Below are 17,230 nucleotides of genomic sequence, written 5' to 3'. Positions count from 1 at the left end.
ACCCCCCACGGGAAGGACGCCCGGCGGACCGGCGTGGTCAGCGCACGTCGTAAGCGCGGACCACGGTCTGGGTGACGGAGTTGCCGTCGGCGTCCGTCAGTTCGGCCTTCAGAGTGACCTGCTCGCCCGTCGCGCCCGCGTGGTCCACGGTCGCGGTCCAGGTGCCGTCCTGCTGGGAGACCGGTGCTTCGGTCCAGGTCGTACCGCCGTCATAGGAGTACGAGAGCCTGGCCGAGGTGAGAGCGGCCGGCTGGTGGCCGGCGTGCCCGGTCGCGGTGAGGCCGATCTTCTGGCCGTCGGCCGCCGCGAGGGTCTTGAGTCCGTCCTCCGGCAGGTCGTACCGGGGGAAGAGAATCGGGATGCCCTGAGAATAGACCGTCTCGTCGAGCTGTGAGGTGAATTCCCAGACCGACTGCACGGAGGTGGAGCGGGCCCAGTTCCGGTTGCCGATCTTCATGGTGTTCTGTTCCAGCTCGTACCGGCCCGGCTCGGCGGGCACCTCGAAGGCGCCGAAGGGCCAGGCGTTCTCGCCGATGAGCTCGCCGTCGCGGCGCAGCCGCAGGTTGCCGATGTCGCCGAAGGAGCCGGGCTCGGCGTGGTGGGTGCCGTCGCCCCACATCGCGGCGGCGAAGCCGATCAGGTTGCCCTGCCGCTCGGCGGCGAGGACCGGGGCGCCGGTGGCGTCGCGCGGGGCGGTGGGGGCGAGGACGCCGTCGTACCACTTCTCGGTGCGCCTCTCGCCGGCGGTGTAGGCGTGCCGGGCGCCGGACATCAGCTCGCCGAAGGGGAAGCTGCTGCCGACGTACTGGTGCCAGCTCGTGTCACCGGGGGTGTGGAACTCGGTGCGGCGGCCGGGTGCCGGGACGGTCTCCAGGCCCGCGAAGGAGACGGAGAGGCCGCTGGGGCGGGAGGCGTCGGTGAACTCCATGAACTCGGCGGCGACGCCGGCCGAGCCGTAGACGGAGTCGGTGCGGCCGAGGCGCGCGTCACGGACGCGGTAGGCGCGGTCGTCGTCGAGCTCGCCGGTCTCGGGGAAGCCGAGGTTGTAGACGTACGGGGACTTGGCGGTGGCCTCCCAGGCGAGGGTGACCTCGCCGGCTTCGAGCTTGCCGAGGAGGGCGTGGGCCTCGTCGGTGGGCAGGCCGAGGACGGGCAGGGGCAGGCCGTTGTAGGCGCCGCCCGGGTACCAGCGGCCGGGGGCCTCGCGGTAGGCGACGACACCGACGGCGCCGGCCGCCTTGGCGTCACGGGCCAGGAGGGCGCTGCCGTTGTCGTCGTCCGGCATGCGGACCAGGGCCAGCCTGCCCTGGACGCCGGCGGCCTTGAGCTCGTCCGGGGTGCCGGTGCCGGCGTCGGCGAGCGGGGCGGAGCCGGTGCCGTCGAGGTTGTCGGCGCCGGTGGAGGCGGTGACGGGGTGGAGGGTCAGGCCGTCGGTGGTGCGCAGTTCGGTGATCTTCGGGGCGGCGGTGCGCCAGTAGCTGCCGAACTCGAAGTCGCCGTCGCGGGGTTCGCCGTCGACGGAGGCGTAGTAGCCGCGGACCGTGCGGGGCGCGGAGGCGGTGCCGGCGTGCGACCAGACGTCGTCCCAGCTGCGGGCGAAGCCGAGGGTGGCGCCGTGGAGTTCGGAGGGCCGGTCGGTGCGGATGGACAGCTCGTGGGCCTTGCGGGCGTCGAGGACGACGAGGGTGTCCTTCGTGATCTCCAGCTGCGGCCGGGCCAGGTAGCCGAGCGAGTCGGTGAGGGTGGCGCCCGCGCCCGTGTCGGGGGTGGTGACGAAGGAGGAGAGGAAGTAGCTGCCGGGGCGGACCCGGAAGACCTGGTCGGTGGCGCCCTCGTTGTAGCGGCGCTCGCCGGAGGCGGTGTCGGTGCCGATGAGGTCGAGCGAGGAGGAGCCGTCGGCGGGCTTGCCGAGGCGGTCGATCAGCTTGACGCGGAGGGTGACGGTCTGCGGCTCGACGTAGAGCGAGAACGGGGTGGAGACGTGGACGCCGCCGCGGCCGGTGGCGACGACCCTGCCCGTGACGTCGCCGTACTGCGCGCGCTCCAGGCGTGCGGTGGGGTCGATGGCCAGGGGGACCTGGACCGTCGCGCCGGCGGGGACGGTGACGGTGCGCTTGCCGAGGCGGGCGACGGCGGACCTCACGGCGGAGCCGTCGTTGCCGGTGACCTTCTCGACGGCGAGGTCGAGGGTGACCGGGGCGTCGGCGGTGTTGGTGTAGGGGACGGTGACCGTGGTGCGGTCGCCCTTCGCCTGCGGCCAGTGGTAGGTGCCGCCCTGGACGGCGGGGGCGGAGAGGACCGTCTGGTCGATCGCGGCCTTCACGTCGAGTCGGCCGCCGCCGGTCTCGCGGACGTCGCCGGGGATGTCCGTCTCGGCGGAGGCCACCAGGGCGGCCTTCAACTGCCGGGCGGTCCAGTCGGGGTGACGCTGCTTCAGGACGGCGGCGGCGCCCGCGACGTGCGGGGTGGCCATCGACGTACCGGACATCCCCTGGTACGCGTAGAGGCCGCGGCCGCCGGCCGCGGCGGCGGAGATGCCGACGCCGGGGGCGGCGATCTCCGGCTTGAGGGTGTGGGCCTCGTTGGCTATCGGGCTGCGGCTGGAGAACCAGGCGGTGGAGTCGTCGCGGTCGGTGGCGCCGACGGTGAGGACGCTGGGGGCGCAGCCGGGCGAGGAGACCGAGTTGAGGGACGGGCCCGAGTTGCCGGCCGCGATGACGAACAAGGTGCCCTCGTTCCGGGCGAGTTGTTCGGCGGCGGCGCTCATCGGGTCGTCGCAGTCGGTCTCGGAGGGGTTGCCGAGGCTCATGGAGACGACGTCGGCGCCCTGGGCGACGGCCCATTCCATGCCGGCGATGATCCAGGAAGTGGCGCCGGAGCCGGAGTCGTTGAGGACCTTGCCGTTGAGGAGCTGGGCGCCGGGGGCGACGCCCTTCTTCTTGCCGCCGCTCGCGGCGCCGGAGCCGCCGACGGTGGAGATGGTGTGGGTGCCGTGGCCCTGGCGGTCGCCCGCGGTGGCGGAGTCGGTGAAGTTCTCCGAGGCGGTGATGCGGCCCTTGAGGTCGGGGTGGTCGGCGTCGGCGCCGGTGTCGAGGACGGCGACCTTGGTGCCGGTGCCGTCGTAGCCGGCGGCCCACGCCTCGGGGGCGTGCACCTGCCGGGTGGAGCGCTCCAGGGTGGCCTCGACCTTGCGGTCGAGCCACAGCTTCTCGATGGCCGCGGAGGCGGAGCGGGCGGTGGGCGCGGAGACCTCGGACCAGAAGGTGGCGGCCTGCTTCTTGTCGGCCTGGAGGGCGACGCCGCCGATGGTCCTCAGGACCTGGCCGCGGCGGGCGCCGCGCGGGGCGGCCGGGGCGGTGCGGGCGGTGGCGCCGGAGCCGTAGACGGCGATCAGCGGCAGGGTGGCGGTGGAGGCGTCGTCGTAGCCCTGGCGGACCAGGCCCGTGACGTTGAAGAGCTCCTCGTCGACCCGGTCGGCGGCGAGCGCGTCGGAGGCGTCCTCGGGGTAGACGTAGAGGTCCTGGCCGGAGCGGCGGGTCTGGACCAGCGGCACGGTGCCGTCCTCGCGGGGCAGCACGGTGGCGGCGGGGTTACCCCGCTCGTCCCGGCTGACCAGGACGCGGTCACCGGTGACCAGGGTCACCGTGGCGGGCCGGTCGCCAGTGCGGGCCTGGGCCTCGCTGCCGACCGGCGGGCGGTCGGCGGAGCCGCCGGCCGGCGGCTGGGCCGCGGCGGACGGCAGGGCCGCGGTGACGGCCAGGACGGCGGCGGTCGCCGCCCCCAGGGCCGTACGCGAAATCGGGCGCATCGCTCTCCCCATCAGAATCCGGACAACAGGTGCAAGTCACCTGAATCCGGAGGCGGTTGGTGCTGCGGTGGCGCCACATTGGCAGAGGTGAGGGCGGTACAGGGATGATGGGCACGGCGGGAACACGCCGTGGCCGATTCCCGCCAGGTCACCAACGGAACGAATGCCTCCGGAGAACATGCGCGGAACGTCTCGCACGCTCCCCCGGAGACACGGCGAGGGGCGGGAACCGATGCTGGGTGCGATAGGACTGGACGAGCGGCAGGAGTCCGCGTACCGGGCGCTGATCGCGCTCGGCGCGGCGGAGGTCACCGACCTGGCGCACCGGCTCTCGTTGCCCGAGCCGGACACCGAGCGGGCGCTGCGCCGCCTGGAGGCGCAGGGACTCGCCGCCCAGTCCTCCGCCCGCACCGGCCGCTGGGTCGCGGCCCCGCCCGCGGTCGCGCTCGGCGCGCTCCTCACCCAGCAGCGGCACGAACTGGAGCAGGCGGAGCTGGCGGCGGCGCTGCTGTCGGAGGAGTACCGCTCGGAGGCGGCCGAGCCCGTCGTGCACGACCTGGTGGAGGTGGTGACCGGCGCGAGCGCGGTGGCGCACCGCTTCTTCCAGCTCCAGCTCGGCGCCACCGAGGAGGTCTGCGCGCTCGTCACCGGCAAGCCGATCGCCGTCTCCGGCATGGAGAACGACGCGGAGGAGCTGGCCGCGGGCCGGGGCGTCCGCTACCGGGTGGTCATCGAGCGGGAGGTGCTCGCCCTCCCCTCGGGGCTCCTGGAACTCTCGGCGGCGCTCGGTCGCGAGGAGCAGATCAGGGTGGTCGACCGGGTCCCGACCAAACTGGTGGTCGCCGACCGCTCCCTCGCCATGGTGCCGCTCACCGGCCGCGGCGCCGAGCCGGCCGCGCTCGTGGTGCACGCCAGCGGACTCCTGGAGTCCCTGATGGGCCTCTTCGAGTCGGTGTGGCGCGACGCGCTGCCGCTGCGGCTCGGCGCGGGCGCCCAGATCTCCGAGGACGAGGCCCCCGGCCCCGACACCACCGACCTGGAGATCCTCTCCCTCCTGCTCGCCGGCATGACCGACGCGAGCGTCGCCAAGCAGCTCGACCTGGGCCTGCGCACGGTCCAGCGCCGGGTCAAGGGCCTGATGGAACTGGCCGCGGTGACGACCCGCCTGCAGCTGGGCTGGCACGCGTACGAGAAGGGCTGGGTGGCGAGGACCTGAGCGGGGGGTGGGGGCTGACAAGCCCGTGGGGGGCTGCCCGGCCGGTGGGGGGTGGGGGCTGACCGGCTGGTAGGGGGGTGGGGGGCTGACCGGCCAGCGGGGGGCTGCCGGGTCGGCGCCCTTCGCGCACCCCACCCCTTCGGCCCCCGCGACCTGCGGGAACCCGGCGGGTGGGGGAGGCTGGGCGCGTGGGTGTGTGGCAGCTCCTGATGGTCGCGGCGGTCATGCTCCTCGGCCTGTTCGGGGTGCTGGCCCCCGGCGTGCCGGGCAGTTGGCTGGTGTGGGCCGCCGTGCTCTGGTGGTCGCTGCACGAGCAGACCGGCCTCGCCTGGATCCTGCTGGTCTCCTCGACCGCCCTGCTGCTCCTCACGCAGGTGGTGGTCTGGCAGCTGCCGCCGCGCCGCTTCCGGGGCGCGGGCCTGACCCGCAGGACGATCGGTCACGCGGGCGCCGGCGCCCTCCTCGGCTTCGTCCTGGTCCCGGTGCTCGGCGCGGTCCCCGGCTTCGTCGGCGGGATCTACCTCTCCGAGCGGCGCCGTCTCGGCGGCCACGGCCAGGCCCGCGCGGCCACCCGCGCCGTGATGCGGGCCGGCGGCACCAGCATCCTCGTGGAGCTGTTCTCGTGCCTGCTGATCACGGGCGCGTGGGCGGGCGCGGTCATCCTCGGCTGAGCCGCGAGAACTCCAGGTAGCGCCGCGCGTACGACCGCCAGGGCGCCCACTCCCCCGCCTCGGCCGCCTCCGGCCCGTCCGGCCCGTCCGCCACGTCCGCCACGTCCGCCACGTCCGGGTCGCCGAGGGAGCGGATCCGGATCAGGGCGGCGGCGCGGGCGTCGACGCCGGGTACGGCTCCGAGGGCGCGGGCGGACGCGTCGCGGTCGGCGCCGGGGTCGAGCCGGAGGGAGCCGTCGGCGAGGGCGCGGGCGAGCGACCCGGCGACGGGGTGGCCGGTGAGGTCCGCGGGCGCGGGGAAGAGCGCCCGGAGGGTCCCGTCGGGGGCGTCCAGCGGCGTACCGAGCTCCGCCAGGACGCGCGCGGACTCCTCCGGTCCGAGGACGGTCCGGAGGGCGTACTCCTCCGGGTCGGCGGCGCCGGGCGAGCGGAGCCCCGGCCGGGCGGCGACCGCGGCGGCGAGCCGCGGGTCAGGCCCGAGGCGCTCGGCGATCGCGTACGGGTCGGCGTCGAGGTCGAGGAGGCGGCGCAGCCGGTGCACGGCGGTGGTGAGGTCGCGCAGCTCGGCGAGGTGCAGCCGGGCCTCCAGCCAGCGGCCGGGCGCGGCTTCCGCCACGGCGACGACCCCGGGGCCGTACGGCAGTCGTAGGGTGCGCCGGTAGGTGCGGGCGCCGCGCTCCCCGGTGACCTCCTCGACGCCCGGCAGCGCCTCGGCGGCCAGCAGGTCGAAGACCTCGGCGGCGGCGTACGGGCCCCGGTAGGCGAGCCGCAGCGGTACGCCGGTGGCGGAGGCGGCGCGCGGCCCGGCGGTCTCGGCGCGCAGTTCGCTGGGGGTGCGGGCGTACACGGCCCGGATGGTGTCGTTGAACTGGCGGACCGAGGCGAAACCGGCGGCGAAGGCGATCTCGGTGACCGGCAGGGTGGTGGTCTGGAGCAGGACGCGCGCGGTGTGGGCCCGCTGGGCGCGGGCGAGCGCCACCGGTCCGGCGCCCAGCTCGGCGGTGAGCTGGCGCTGGACCTGGCGGGTGCTGTAGCCGAGCCGGACGGCGAGGCCGGGGACGCCCTCGCGGTCGACGACCCCGTCGCCGATCATCCGCACGGCCCGGCCGACGACGTCGGCCCGGACGTCCCACCCGGCGGAGCCGGGCACGGCGTCCGGCCGGCAGCGGCGGCAGGCGCGGAAGCCGTGGCCCTGGGCGGCGGCGGCCGTCGGGAAGAAGGCGACGTTGCGCCGCTTGGGGGTGACGGCCGGGCAGCTGGGCCGGCAGTAGATGCCGGTGGTGCGGACGGCGAAGAAGAACTCCCCGTCGAACCGCGCGTCCCTGCTGCTCACCGCCTGGTAGAGGGTGTCGCCCTCGTCGTCCGTCATGCCTCCAGTGTGCGGCGGCGCACCGCCGCACACTCGCGGCTTTCGGACACGACGTCCGGCCTACCGGAGCCGTCCCTCCCGCTTGAAGGCCAGGGCGGCCCGCCCCTCGGCGCCCTTGCGCCTCCAGTCCTTGCGGATCTCGTTGCGCAGCCGGGCGTCGGTCTTGGCGACGAGCCGCTGGTTCTCCCGGAGCAGCTTGCGGTAGCTCTCCAGACGGCGCACGGACAGCGTGCCCTCGTCGAGCGCGGCGACCACCGCGCACCCCGGCTCGGACTCGTGGGAGCAGTCGTGGAAGCGGCACTCGGCGGCCAGCTCCTCGATCTCCGCGAAGGTCTGCCCGACGCCGGCCTCGGCGTCCCACAGGCCGACCCCGCGCAGCCCCGGGGTGTCGATGAGCACGCCGCCCCCCGGCAGCACGAACAGGTTCCGGGTGGTCGTGGTGTGCCGCCCCTTCCCGTCCACGTCACGGGCGGCCCGCACGGTCATGACGTCCTCGCCGACGAGGGCGTTGGCGAGGGTGGACTTCCCGGCGCCGGAGACCCCGAGCAGCACGGTGGTTCCCCCGCCGACGACGGCCGACAGCACCTCGACCCCCTCGCCGGTGGCGGAACTGAGCGGCAGCACCTCCACGCCGGGGGCGACGCCCTGCACGTCCTCGACGAGATGCGAGAGCACGACCGGGTCGGGCACGAGATCGGCCTTGGAGAGCACGACGGTCGGCAGGGCCCCGGACTCCCAGGCGAGGGCGAGGAACCGCTCGATCCTGCCGAGGTCCAGCTCGACGGCGAGCGAGACGGTGATGACGGCGTGGTCCACGTTGGCCGCGAGGATCTGCCCCTCGGACCGCTTGGACGACGTCGACCGCGCGAACGCCGTCCGCCGCGGCAGACAGGCCCGCACGTACCGCGGATCGGCGGCGCCCTCGGGATCGACGGCGGCCCAGTCCCCGGTGCAGACGACCCGCAGCGGATCGTGCGGCGTCACGAACGCCGTGTCGGCGCGGACGACCCCGTCGGCCGTGGCGACGTCGCACTGGCCACGGTCGACCCTGATGACCCGCCCGGGGACGAGCCCCTGGGCGGCGTACGGCGCGAAGGCCTCGGCCCAGCCGGCGTCCCAGCCGTGGGCGTCGAGGACGGAAGAAGAAGAAATCGGGTGAAACGAAGCGTTGAACAAGGGGGACCCTTCGAAGGGCGGCCCCCGGCAGCGCGCTCCGAGCGCGCGGTACGAGTGGGTGTCAGCCGGAGACCACAGGGGTGGGAACGATGAACTCCTGAATGCGGGCAGAGCCCGTCACCGTGACAGTCATCAATGTCCTCACCTCCTGCTTCTTCGTCGGCTTCCGGGCAGCGAAAACGGCCGCCGCTCGAATACGTCCGTCACCATACGGCGGCATCGAACACGGCCGCCACCCATTTTTCCGGGCGGGTGCAACGCCCCCCTCTCACGCTCCTACGCACCCCCTCGCGCCCCTTTGGTGTGACCGCGCCCCCTTGCCCCCACCATCTGATATGACTGAGAGTCACCCAGGTGAGGCCAACAGCCTGTTGAACGCGGGCCGTTGGGAGGGGAGCAAGGGGGCTGTCCGATGCATTCCATCTCGACTCTGAGGCAGTGGCTGCTGGAACGTCCGCGGCTCGTGCTGCAGCTGTTCCGCCACATCGACCGCGCCCATGGCAGCCAGTTCCTGCATTACCAGAGCGGCCCCGCGGCGGCGGCGCTGCGCAGGACGAGCGGGGCGCGGCTGTGGGTCAACCGGGCGCCCGAGGAACTGCTGTGGATGGTCAGCGGCTGCGGGCTGAGCATCGGCTGCGCGCGGCTGGAGGAGCTCGGCCACGGTGACCGGCTCCGCGACCCCGACGCCGGCCAGCTGACGGAGATGCTCCGGCAACTGCCGACGGATCTGGGCCAACTCATGCTGTACGGACTCACGCTGCGCCCCGACCTCCCGGCCCACCGCCTCGTGCGCAGCCACCGCCACGATCTGGTGAAGGCCACGCAGAAGGACGGGGCTCCGGTGCCGGGCGAGATCTGGGAGCGTGGATCCTGCCTCATCGAGACGAATCGCGAACCCGGCGGTGCCCCCGACCCGGTGCCGGCGCCCGGGCCGCCCGGCGCCGAAGCGCCCGGGACGCCCGAGGACGGCGGAGCCACTGAGCGGACGGCGGCGGTACGCCCGACCCCCGATACGCTCTCGGAGCAGACAGCCGCCCTCCGCTCCGACGCCGCAGAACTGGCCGACCGCGTGGACGCGTTCGCCGTCTCCTTGCGGGACGGTCGGTTCCTGGCGGACGACGGACTCCTGCGGGCGACGCTCGCCTGGGCGCGCGAGCGCGAGCAGCTGGCCGGTGCGCTCGCCGAAGCCGGGGCGGGGACATGGGATGCGGGACGGAGCTGGAGCGACGCCGAGCAGCTGATCGACCGACTGCGCGCGAAGGAGGAGGAGCGCCGCCTGGTCGATCAGGAGATCGCCAAGGTGTCCATGGCCCGCAAGGAAGTCGAGGCGCTGCTCAAGACGATCACCAGTCCGCTGGTCCGGAAGAACATGGAGGAGCACGTAGCAGAGTTGGACGCCACCCTCGCCCGGCTGCGGGGCGAGGACGAGCCTGCGACGGCGGTCGCGGAGACCGCGGAGACGGACGGCGAGCCGGAGGACCTCGGGGAGGGTACGCCGCCCGGCGGAGAGGACTTCTCGGAGGACGACTCCGCTGAGGACGACCTCTCGGCGGACGACGCAGCAGAGGACGGTTCCCCGGAGCCCGTGGAGGGATCGGCCGGCCCTCAGCCGGAGGCCACCCCCTCGAACCACGCGGACGCCGTGCCCACACCGGACCCAGCCCCCGCCCCGGAATCGGCCCCGGCCCCAGCCCCAGCCCCAGCCCCCGAACCGTCCACTCCGCCGCGGGCGCCGGCCGCCGCGGAGACTCCGATCACCCCGGTCACGGACGTCGTCGATGCTTCTGACCACGCCGTTCCGGCCCCGGTCGACGTGTGGGCCGACGGTCTGGGCCAGGTCGCGGAGCTGGTGACGCAGGGCAGGCTGGCGGAGGCGTACTGGCTCACCCGGGCCGCCGGTGCACCCGCGCACCGCACGCTCGCCCTGGAGTTCGCGGACGCGGCGTTCCACGTCTCGGCCGCCGCCGCGTCCGACCTCCAGGCGAAGGCGGAGGAGCGACTGGAGGCGCTGGGCAAGCGGCGACCCTGGGACGACGACCCGGAGGCACAGCTCGTCCTGGTCGCCGCGGCCGTGCGCAGCAGCATCTCGGCCCGCTGGGCGAGCAGCGTCCTCGCCGAGCACACGCCGCTCCCCGGGCTGCCCGCGCCATGGGCGGGCCTCCTCGACGGACTCGTGCAGGCGGTTCGCATGGGCGCGGAGATCGAACCCGGCGGTTTGCGGCCGACCTCCGTCGAGACGCCCGCCGACCGGTACGAGCGGCTCGCCGACCAGGCGCGGCAGCTCGCCGTCGACCTGCCGAAGCGCAGGATCCGCTACCAGCGGGCCACGGTGGTGCTTCAGACGCTCACGGCGGCGGACGGCGTCATCGGACGGTCGCTCCAGGCGATCGAGAGCTGGGCGGCGAGCGAGGGCCGGACGGGCCAGCGGGAGCTGCTCGACCTCCTGGAGACGCACTTCAAGCGTTTCGACGCCGTGGACCGGCTCATCGACGAGACCGACCGCGCCAAGCGCAGCCCCCGGCAGTCCAAGGACGACATCTACGCGGGCGCACGCCAACAGCTGCGCACGCACCTCAAGACCGTGCAGGACCTGCTGAAGGACGCGGTGCGGGTGGCCGAGGCGCCGCGCGCGTCCGGTAACCGGGAGATCAGCCGGGAGCTCAAGGCCGCGGTGGAAGCGGCCCGGTCCGCGGTGCCCGCGCCGGGCGTGGGCGGCGCACTGCTGGCGTTACTGCTGCGCTGGCTGGACCTGACGCACGCGCCAGAGGTCCGGGGCGTGTGGTTCCCGCCGCCGGCCGACGAACTGCTGCAGGTCCCGGGGCTCCCCTGGCTCACCGAGGACAACCGGGACCTGCCGGACCTGTCCCACCCGGAGGCCTTCGACTCCTTCTCGGCGGCGCTCGGCTCCGCAGACCCGGTCAAGGCCCTCGCCTGGCACCGCGAGCAGGGCGATCTCCACCTGGCCGGTCGGCTCCTGGAGCGGATCACCGAGGGCGGGATCGACGAGGTCGAGCTGACGATCTCCCGGCTCTCCGAGATCCGGCAGGCGTCCGCCGACGCCACCGAGATGTGGCGGTCCCGCTGTGCGAGCGCGCACCGCAGGGCTCAGCTGGGGCTGGCCCGGGTCCGTGCCCACAACCTGCTGACCCATGAGGACGAGCGGGAGTTCGCCGGCCGCCTGCTCGACCTGGAGGGCGACGACCACGGGGGGCGCTACCGGGAACGGTTCCTCGCGATCACGGAGGTCGGCGAGCGCCTGAACATCCTGGAGGAGCGGAAGACGGACGAGCTGCGCGGACAGCTCGACCAGGTGCAGATGTCCGCGCCCGACGCGTCCCGGGTCCGCGGGCTGCTGGACCGCGGGGAGACGGTGGCGGCCGAAGAGCTCCTCTCCTTCGCACGCCAGGGACAGCCCCTGCCGGAACCGACCGAGCCGGCCGGCGAGATCCTCTCCCGCTTTCTGGCGGGGGTGGCCGACCCCCACGCGCCCAAGTCGGATGTGGATGGCGGCAGCGCCCACTGGTGGGCGCAGCACTACGCCGACGGCGACCCCCTGGTGTCGAACGCGAAGGCCGGTCTCGACGCGTGGGACCGACTGGGTCAGGCGCGGGACGTGCAGAAGATCGGCCGGGAGGTCGTCAGCGTCCTCCGGCTCCTGGGCCTGTCCGCGGCGCCCCAGCCTCATGTGGAGACGGCGTCCTGGGGGGTGACGCGGCTGAGCGTGCGGGCGGGCATCACGGAGAGCACTCCCGGGTACGTGGCCGCGCTCGGCTCCCAGACCCGCAACGCCTACAAGGTGGTCGTCATCACCGACCAGCTCCGGGGCGAGGGACCCCTGCGGCACCTGTCGGCGTCAGCGATCGGCGCCAACATCATCCTCTACACCCAGCCGCTGGGCGTGGAGGGCCGCCGCAGGCTCGCCATGGAGTCGAGGGGCCGCACGCAGCAGGCGCTGGTCGTCGATCCGGCCGTGGTCGGCTGGGTGGCCGCGCGGGCGCCGCGTTCCTTCCGAGCCACGCAGCGGGTCACCCTGCCGTGGACCGGCTACACGCCGTACACCCCGCACGTCGCCGGGCTCGTACCGCCGGAGGTCTTCAAGGGGCGTATGGACGAGATGCGTTCGGTGATCGACCCGCAGGGTCCGATCTTCCTGTTCGGCGGGCGCCAGCTCGGCAAGTCGTCCCTGCTCCGGCAGGCGGCGGAGGTCTTCCAGAACGGCGACAAGGACAATCGCGTCGCGGTCTACCTGGACCTGATGAAAGCCGACATCGGGCACGCCGAGCCGCCGGAGGCGATCTGGCGGATGCTGCTGGCCGAGCTGAAGCGGCGGCGCGTGCTCAGCGGGACCATCGCCGACCGGGCACCGGCGGACGTGATCGCCGGCGCGATCCGGCAGTGGATCACGGTGACGCCGGAGCGGCGCATCCTGCTGCTCGCCGACGAGGCCGACGCGTTCCTGACCGCCGACGCGCAGGCGGTCTACACGGGCGGCGGCCAGTCCACCTTCCCCACGGTGAAGCGGCTCCAGCGGCTCATGGAGGACACCGGACGGGACTTCAAGATCGTGTTCGCCGGTCTGCACCAGGTCCAGCGCTTCAACCGGCTGATCAACGTGGTCACCGCGCACGGCGGCCGGGACGTGCCGGTCGGGCCGCTGGACCCGCGGGACGCGGTCGAGCTCGTGGAGAAGCCGATGGCCGCGGTGGGGCTCGTCTTCGAGACCCGGGACCTCGTCTGGCACATCCTCGGCCTGACCAACTACCAGGCCAACCTGCTCCAGATCTTCTGCGACCATCTGGTCTCCTACATGCAGCAGCGCCCGCTGCCCGCCTCGGGCCGCCACGCGCCGATCACCTGGGAGGACGTGCAACAGGTCGCGGGCACGGAGGAGGTCCGCGGGCTCATAGCCGAACGGCTTCGCTACACCATCAACCTGGAGGACCGCTACCGCGTCCTCGCCCTGCTCATCGCCGTGCGCAGCCTGGAAGAGGGTCATGGGCACGGCTACCGGCCCACCGAACTCCTCGAACACGCCCGTGAGCGCTGGGACGAGGGCTTCCGGCAGGTCACCGAGCGCCAGCTCATCATCTACCTCGACGAGATGGTCAACCTCGGCCTGCTGATCAAGCTCGACGGCGAGCGGGTCTACGCGATGCGCAGCCCGAACGTGGTCAACATGCTCGGAACCAAGGTCGAGTTGGAGAACGAGCTCCGTGACACCCAGTTCGACCAGCCGTACGACTACGACCCGAAGGTCGCCCGGCGGTCCCTGGGCTCCGACCGCCGCACCCGGGTGCAGCGGATGAGCCCGCTGACGGACGGCCAGCTGAGCGAGATCCTCGCGACCCGCACCACACTGGTGCCGTGCACCCCCGCGCTCGGCGCGGACCTGGTGGCACGTGGACTGGAACTGCACGTGGACGGCCACGGCCTGACCATCGTGCCGGTCGGTCCCGACGGTGACCTCACGGAGGTCATCACGGCGAACTCCCGCCGCAACGTCGGTTCCCGTCTCCTCCTCGTCGACCTCCGGGGCAAGGACACCGGTCGGCTGGAGAAGGCCGTCGAGCGGCTGCTGGAGTACACGGAGAGCGCCCGTCCCGAGGGGACCTCCTCCGCGCCGCCCCGCCGCTACGCCGTGGTCCTGTGCGATCCGGACACCGCGGCGGGGGTGGAACGGGCCGTGGGGGTGGTCCATCCCGAGCGGTGGAACCTCAACAGCCTGCGCGCCTGGCCGGAGTCCCCCTTCACCTCCCCGGACGACCGGCGGAACCTGATCCGGGTGACGGGCGGCTGGCCCGTGCTGGTGGAGCTGGCCATGGCGAAGGTGCGCCTCGGCAAGCGGCAACAGGACGTGCTCGGGGAACTGCGGGCGGAGATGACCAGCCCGCAGAAGGCGGAGGGGCATCTGAGGCTGGCCGGATTGGACGACTCCGACGTGGCCCGACTGACCGCCTGGGCGCAGTTCTACGACGAGTCGGACCACGACGCCGGAAAGGCGGTCGCGGGCCCCGGCGACCTCCAGGCGGCCTTCGTCGCCGCCGGGCTCTTCGACGAGAGCGAGGCCGAGCGCGCCCTGGAGACGGCGGAGCGGTTCCTCGCCCGTCTCGACCGCATCGGCGTCCTCGACGTCGTCGACAACGGCGGCAGCACGCTCGACCCGGTCACCTTCCGCGCCCTCAAGGCGATCGGTGACGGCCGATGACGGTCGCCCGGGACGGCGGCGGGGCGGCGGGTACGCGGGAGGCGGTCCCTTCCGCGCCGCCGGCCGCTCCACGGGACCTGGCGCGTCTTCCCGGACCGCGCAGACATCTCGACCGGGTCGAGCGGGACCTCCGAGCGGGCCTCGACTGCGTCTGGTATTTCCCGGACACCGTGGTGGCATCCGGGCGGGCGGACTTCTTCCTGCGCGAGCTGCTGCACCGGTTCGACGGGGCCGTACCGGTGCCGGGCTCGGTCGCACCGCCGGAGGGCGACGCGGAGGCCCCGGCCCCCGGCATGGTCGTCCTGCCGGCCCAGCGCGCCTCCGACGGGGCGCCGGACCCGGCACCGGGCCACGTCCTCTTCGACCCGTGGCACGAGGAGGACGACGGCTTCGACGCCGATGACCCCTACGGCGCCCTCCTCGGGTCCTGGGCGGCGCCCCCGGACGGCATCGGGACCGGCCCGCCCGCCGTGGCGGAGACGCCCGGTACGGCCCGTCCGGTGTCGCTCGTCGACCGCCTCGCCAAGGAACTGGGGGTGGCGGGCGACCCGTGGGACGAACTGCTCAGGAGGGCACGTCGGGGTCACCGGGAGTCCGAGGGCGGCACCCCGGACGGAGGCGTGGGCGACGACCCGCCCGGCTCCCCGCCGACCGTGGTGGTGCGCGGCTGGGAGGAGCACTCGGCGGAGGAGATGGGGCAGCTGCTGCGGGCGGCCCACGCCACCTTCCGGGAGGCGGGTCTGCCCGCGGAGCGGCGCCCCCGTTTCCTCTTCGCCGCACGGGTGGACGACCTGCCCACACGGGCCCTCGGCAGGGGGCTGAGCCCTCACCAGGTCACCCTGCACTGGTGGTGGCGGGTGTGGACGCGCCTGGACAGCGAGGTGCTGCTCGCCTGGCGGCCCCGACCGCCGGCGACGGCCGCCCAGGCGCTGTACGACCGGGTGACGGACTCCGTCGTCGCGGAGGTCTGCGGGCCGGACGTCGACCGTGCGCTCGTCCTGCGCGAGGTGTGGAAGGGAGGGGACGTGGAGTCCCTCCGCCATGCGCTGACCGCCGCGCTGCCCGGCGGGGACGGCAGCGAGAGCCGGAGCTGGCCCCGGCGCATGTCGACCGCGCACGCCTCCCGCCCGTCGGCGGAGATCCTCGACGACTGGGCGTCGGGGGTCGTCGACAGCTGGGACGGACACGTCCGTCCGGTGGTGGCCCGCCGGCTGCTCGACCCGGACTCCCCCGAGCTTCGGATCCTCGTGTGCCACGCCCAGAACCGGGTCCTGCTCCCGCTCATCGAGGAGGCCCGCACGTCCTTGACGGAACTCGTGCCCGGCCTGCTCCGAAAGGGCATCGAGCTCGACTACTTCCGCGAACAGGCCAGGTCCGAACACCGTGTACGCAACAGGCTTCCCGCCGCTCCGCTGGCCGAGCTGGAGATCGGAGACCTGGCGCGGGTGGCCGGATACCTGGTCCTGCCCTCGGACCAGCGGGACCGTCTGCAGAGGCTCAGCAGGACCAGGAACCATCTCTCCCACCTCCAGCCGCTGGGCCAGGAGCAGCTCGTCACCGTCACGGAGGCCCTGACCACCGACTGGGGCGTCGGCGGCGGGAAGTGACGGCATGGCGCGGGCGTGTGCCGGGTATGCGGGGCACCTGGCGCCGCGCGTGTCAGTCCTTCTCCCAGCCGGTGTGGAGGCGGGACTTCACGTCGTCCGGGGGGAGGAACTTGGACCAGCGTTCGGGGAACTCGGAGGGCATGTCGGGGTCGTCCTCGTCGACGTCGTCCGCTTCGGCGCGGATGCGGGCGACGAGTTCGGCGGCCTGGACGGCGCGGGCGCGTTCGTTGGCCTCGCGGGCGGCGGCGGTGGCGACGGAGGGCCAGACGCGGTCGATGGCCGCGTTGACGGCGGCGCCGACGAGGACGGCGAAGGCGGAGACGCCGATCCAGAGGAGGATCGCGATGGGGGCGGCCAGGGAGCCGTAGATGGTGGGGCCCTCGACCTGGCTCGTGAGGTAGATCCGGAGGAGGAAGCTGCCGAAGGCCCACATCGCGAGGGCGACGAGCGCGCCCGGGATGTCCTCGATCCAGGGCGATCTGACGGGGACGGAGACGTGGTACAGGGTCGTCAGGAAGGCGATGGAGAGCAGGATGACGGCCGGCCAGTACAGGACGGCGACGACGTCCGTGCCCCAGGGGACGAGTTCGACGACCCGGTCGGGGCCGACGACCGCGAGGGGCAGGACGACGGCTCCGATGAGCAGCGCCACGATGTAGAGGAGCAGGGCGAGGAGCCGGGTCTTGACGATGCCCCGGTGTCCGTCGAGGCCGTACATGACGGTGATGGTGTCGATGAAGACGTTCACCGCGCGGGAGCCGGACCACAGGGCGATGGCGAAGCCGAGCGAGATGAGTTCGGGCCGTTTCGCCTGGGTGATGTCGTCGAGGATCGGCTGGGCGATCTCGCTGACGCCCCGGTCGGAGAGGATCGTTCCGGCCGCGCGGAGGATGTTCTCCTCGATGCTGGCGACGGTGTCGGTGTTGGTCCAGTCGTCGGCGTAGCCGAGGACGGCGATCAGGCCGAGCAGGAGGGGTGGCAGGGACAGCAGGGTGAAGAAGGCGGCCTCGGCGGCGAGGCCGAGGATCCGGTACTCGATGCACGAGTTGACGGTGTCCTTGAGGAGCAGCCAGACCATCTTCCGCTTGGAGACGTTGCGGTAGAGGACACGGGCCCGGTGGAGCCTGCTCCAGGGTCGCCGCTCCGGCCGTTCGGATGTTTCGCTTGCTGCCTGCACC

At 73.6% G+C, this 17,230-nt stretch carries 8 protein-coding genes; 4 read left to right on the top strand and 4 right to left on the bottom strand.

Annotated elements, in window-relative coordinates; genetic code table 11:
• Nucleotides 1-37: 37 nt before the first annotated feature.
• On the bottom strand, nucleotides 38-3,808 hold the full coding sequence (locus HHL19_RS14225) for a S8 family serine peptidase (RefSeq protein WP_169089375.1): 3,771 nt from the start codon (nucleotides 3,806-3,808) through the stop codon (nucleotides 38-40).
• 232 nt (nucleotides 3,809-4,040) lie between these two features.
• On the opposite strand from HHL19_RS14225, the gene HHL19_RS14220 reads away from it, so the two are divergent.
• Together HHL19_RS14220 and HHL19_RS14215 are read left to right on the top strand one after the other, a co-directional pair.
• Entirely contained in the window at nucleotides 4,041-5,024 is a 984-nt protein-coding gene (locus HHL19_RS14220) for a helix-turn-helix domain-containing protein (RefSeq protein ID WP_169089373.1), read from the top strand.
• A 194-nt stretch (nucleotides 5,025-5,218) separates the two neighbouring features.
• Nucleotides 5,219-5,695 carry a DUF456 domain-containing protein gene (locus HHL19_RS14215; protein WP_346768362.1) on the top strand — a complete coding sequence of 159 codons (477 nt, stop codon included), beginning with the start codon at nucleotides 5,219-5,221 and terminating at the stop codon, nucleotides 5,693-5,695.
• Here the strand turns inward: HHL19_RS14215 and HHL19_RS14210 are convergent.
• Both HHL19_RS14210 and rsgA read right to left on the bottom strand, forming a co-directional pair.
• Nucleotides 5,682-7,064 (bottom strand): AlkA N-terminal domain-containing protein, encoded by a 1,383-nt coding sequence (locus HHL19_RS14210; RefSeq protein ID WP_169089369.1) that lies wholly within the window; start codon nucleotides 7,062-7,064, stop codon nucleotides 5,682-5,684. The genes HHL19_RS14215 and HHL19_RS14210 overlap by 14 nt on opposite strands.
• Nucleotides 7,065-7,124: 60 nt before the next feature.
• Nucleotides 7,125-8,240, bottom strand: a complete 1,116-nt coding sequence (gene rsgA, locus HHL19_RS14205; protein WP_206324988.1) for a ribosome small subunit-dependent GTPase A — start codon at nucleotides 8,238-8,240, stop codon at nucleotides 7,125-7,127.
• A 412-nt stretch (nucleotides 8,241-8,652) separates the two neighbouring features.
• On the opposite strand from rsgA, the gene HHL19_RS14200 reads away from it, so the two are divergent.
• Entirely contained in the window at nucleotides 8,653-14,445 is a 5,793-nt protein-coding gene (locus HHL19_RS14200; RefSeq protein ID WP_169089367.1) for a hypothetical protein, read from the top strand.
• Entirely contained in the window at nucleotides 14,442-16,052 is a 1,611-nt protein-coding gene (locus HHL19_RS14195; RefSeq protein WP_169089365.1) for a hypothetical protein, read from the top strand. The genes HHL19_RS14200 and HHL19_RS14195 overlap by 4 nt, the downstream gene beginning before the upstream one ends.
• A 52-nt stretch (nucleotides 16,053-16,104) precedes the next feature.
• Here HHL19_RS14195 and HHL19_RS14190 read toward each other — a convergent pair whose 3' ends face one another.
• Complete coding sequence (locus tag HHL19_RS14190; RefSeq protein ID WP_169089363.1) at nucleotides 16,105-17,229, bottom strand: YihY/virulence factor BrkB family protein; 1,125 nt, start codon at nucleotides 17,227-17,229, stop codon at nucleotides 16,105-16,107.
• Nucleotide 17,230 lies beyond the last annotated feature (1 nt).

Source organism: Streptomyces sp. R302 (assembly GCF_012927245.1).
Classification (GTDB): Bacteria; Actinomycetota; Actinomycetes; order Streptomycetales; family Streptomycetaceae; genus Streptomyces.
This window is presented reverse-complemented; position numbering and strand designations above follow the sequence as displayed.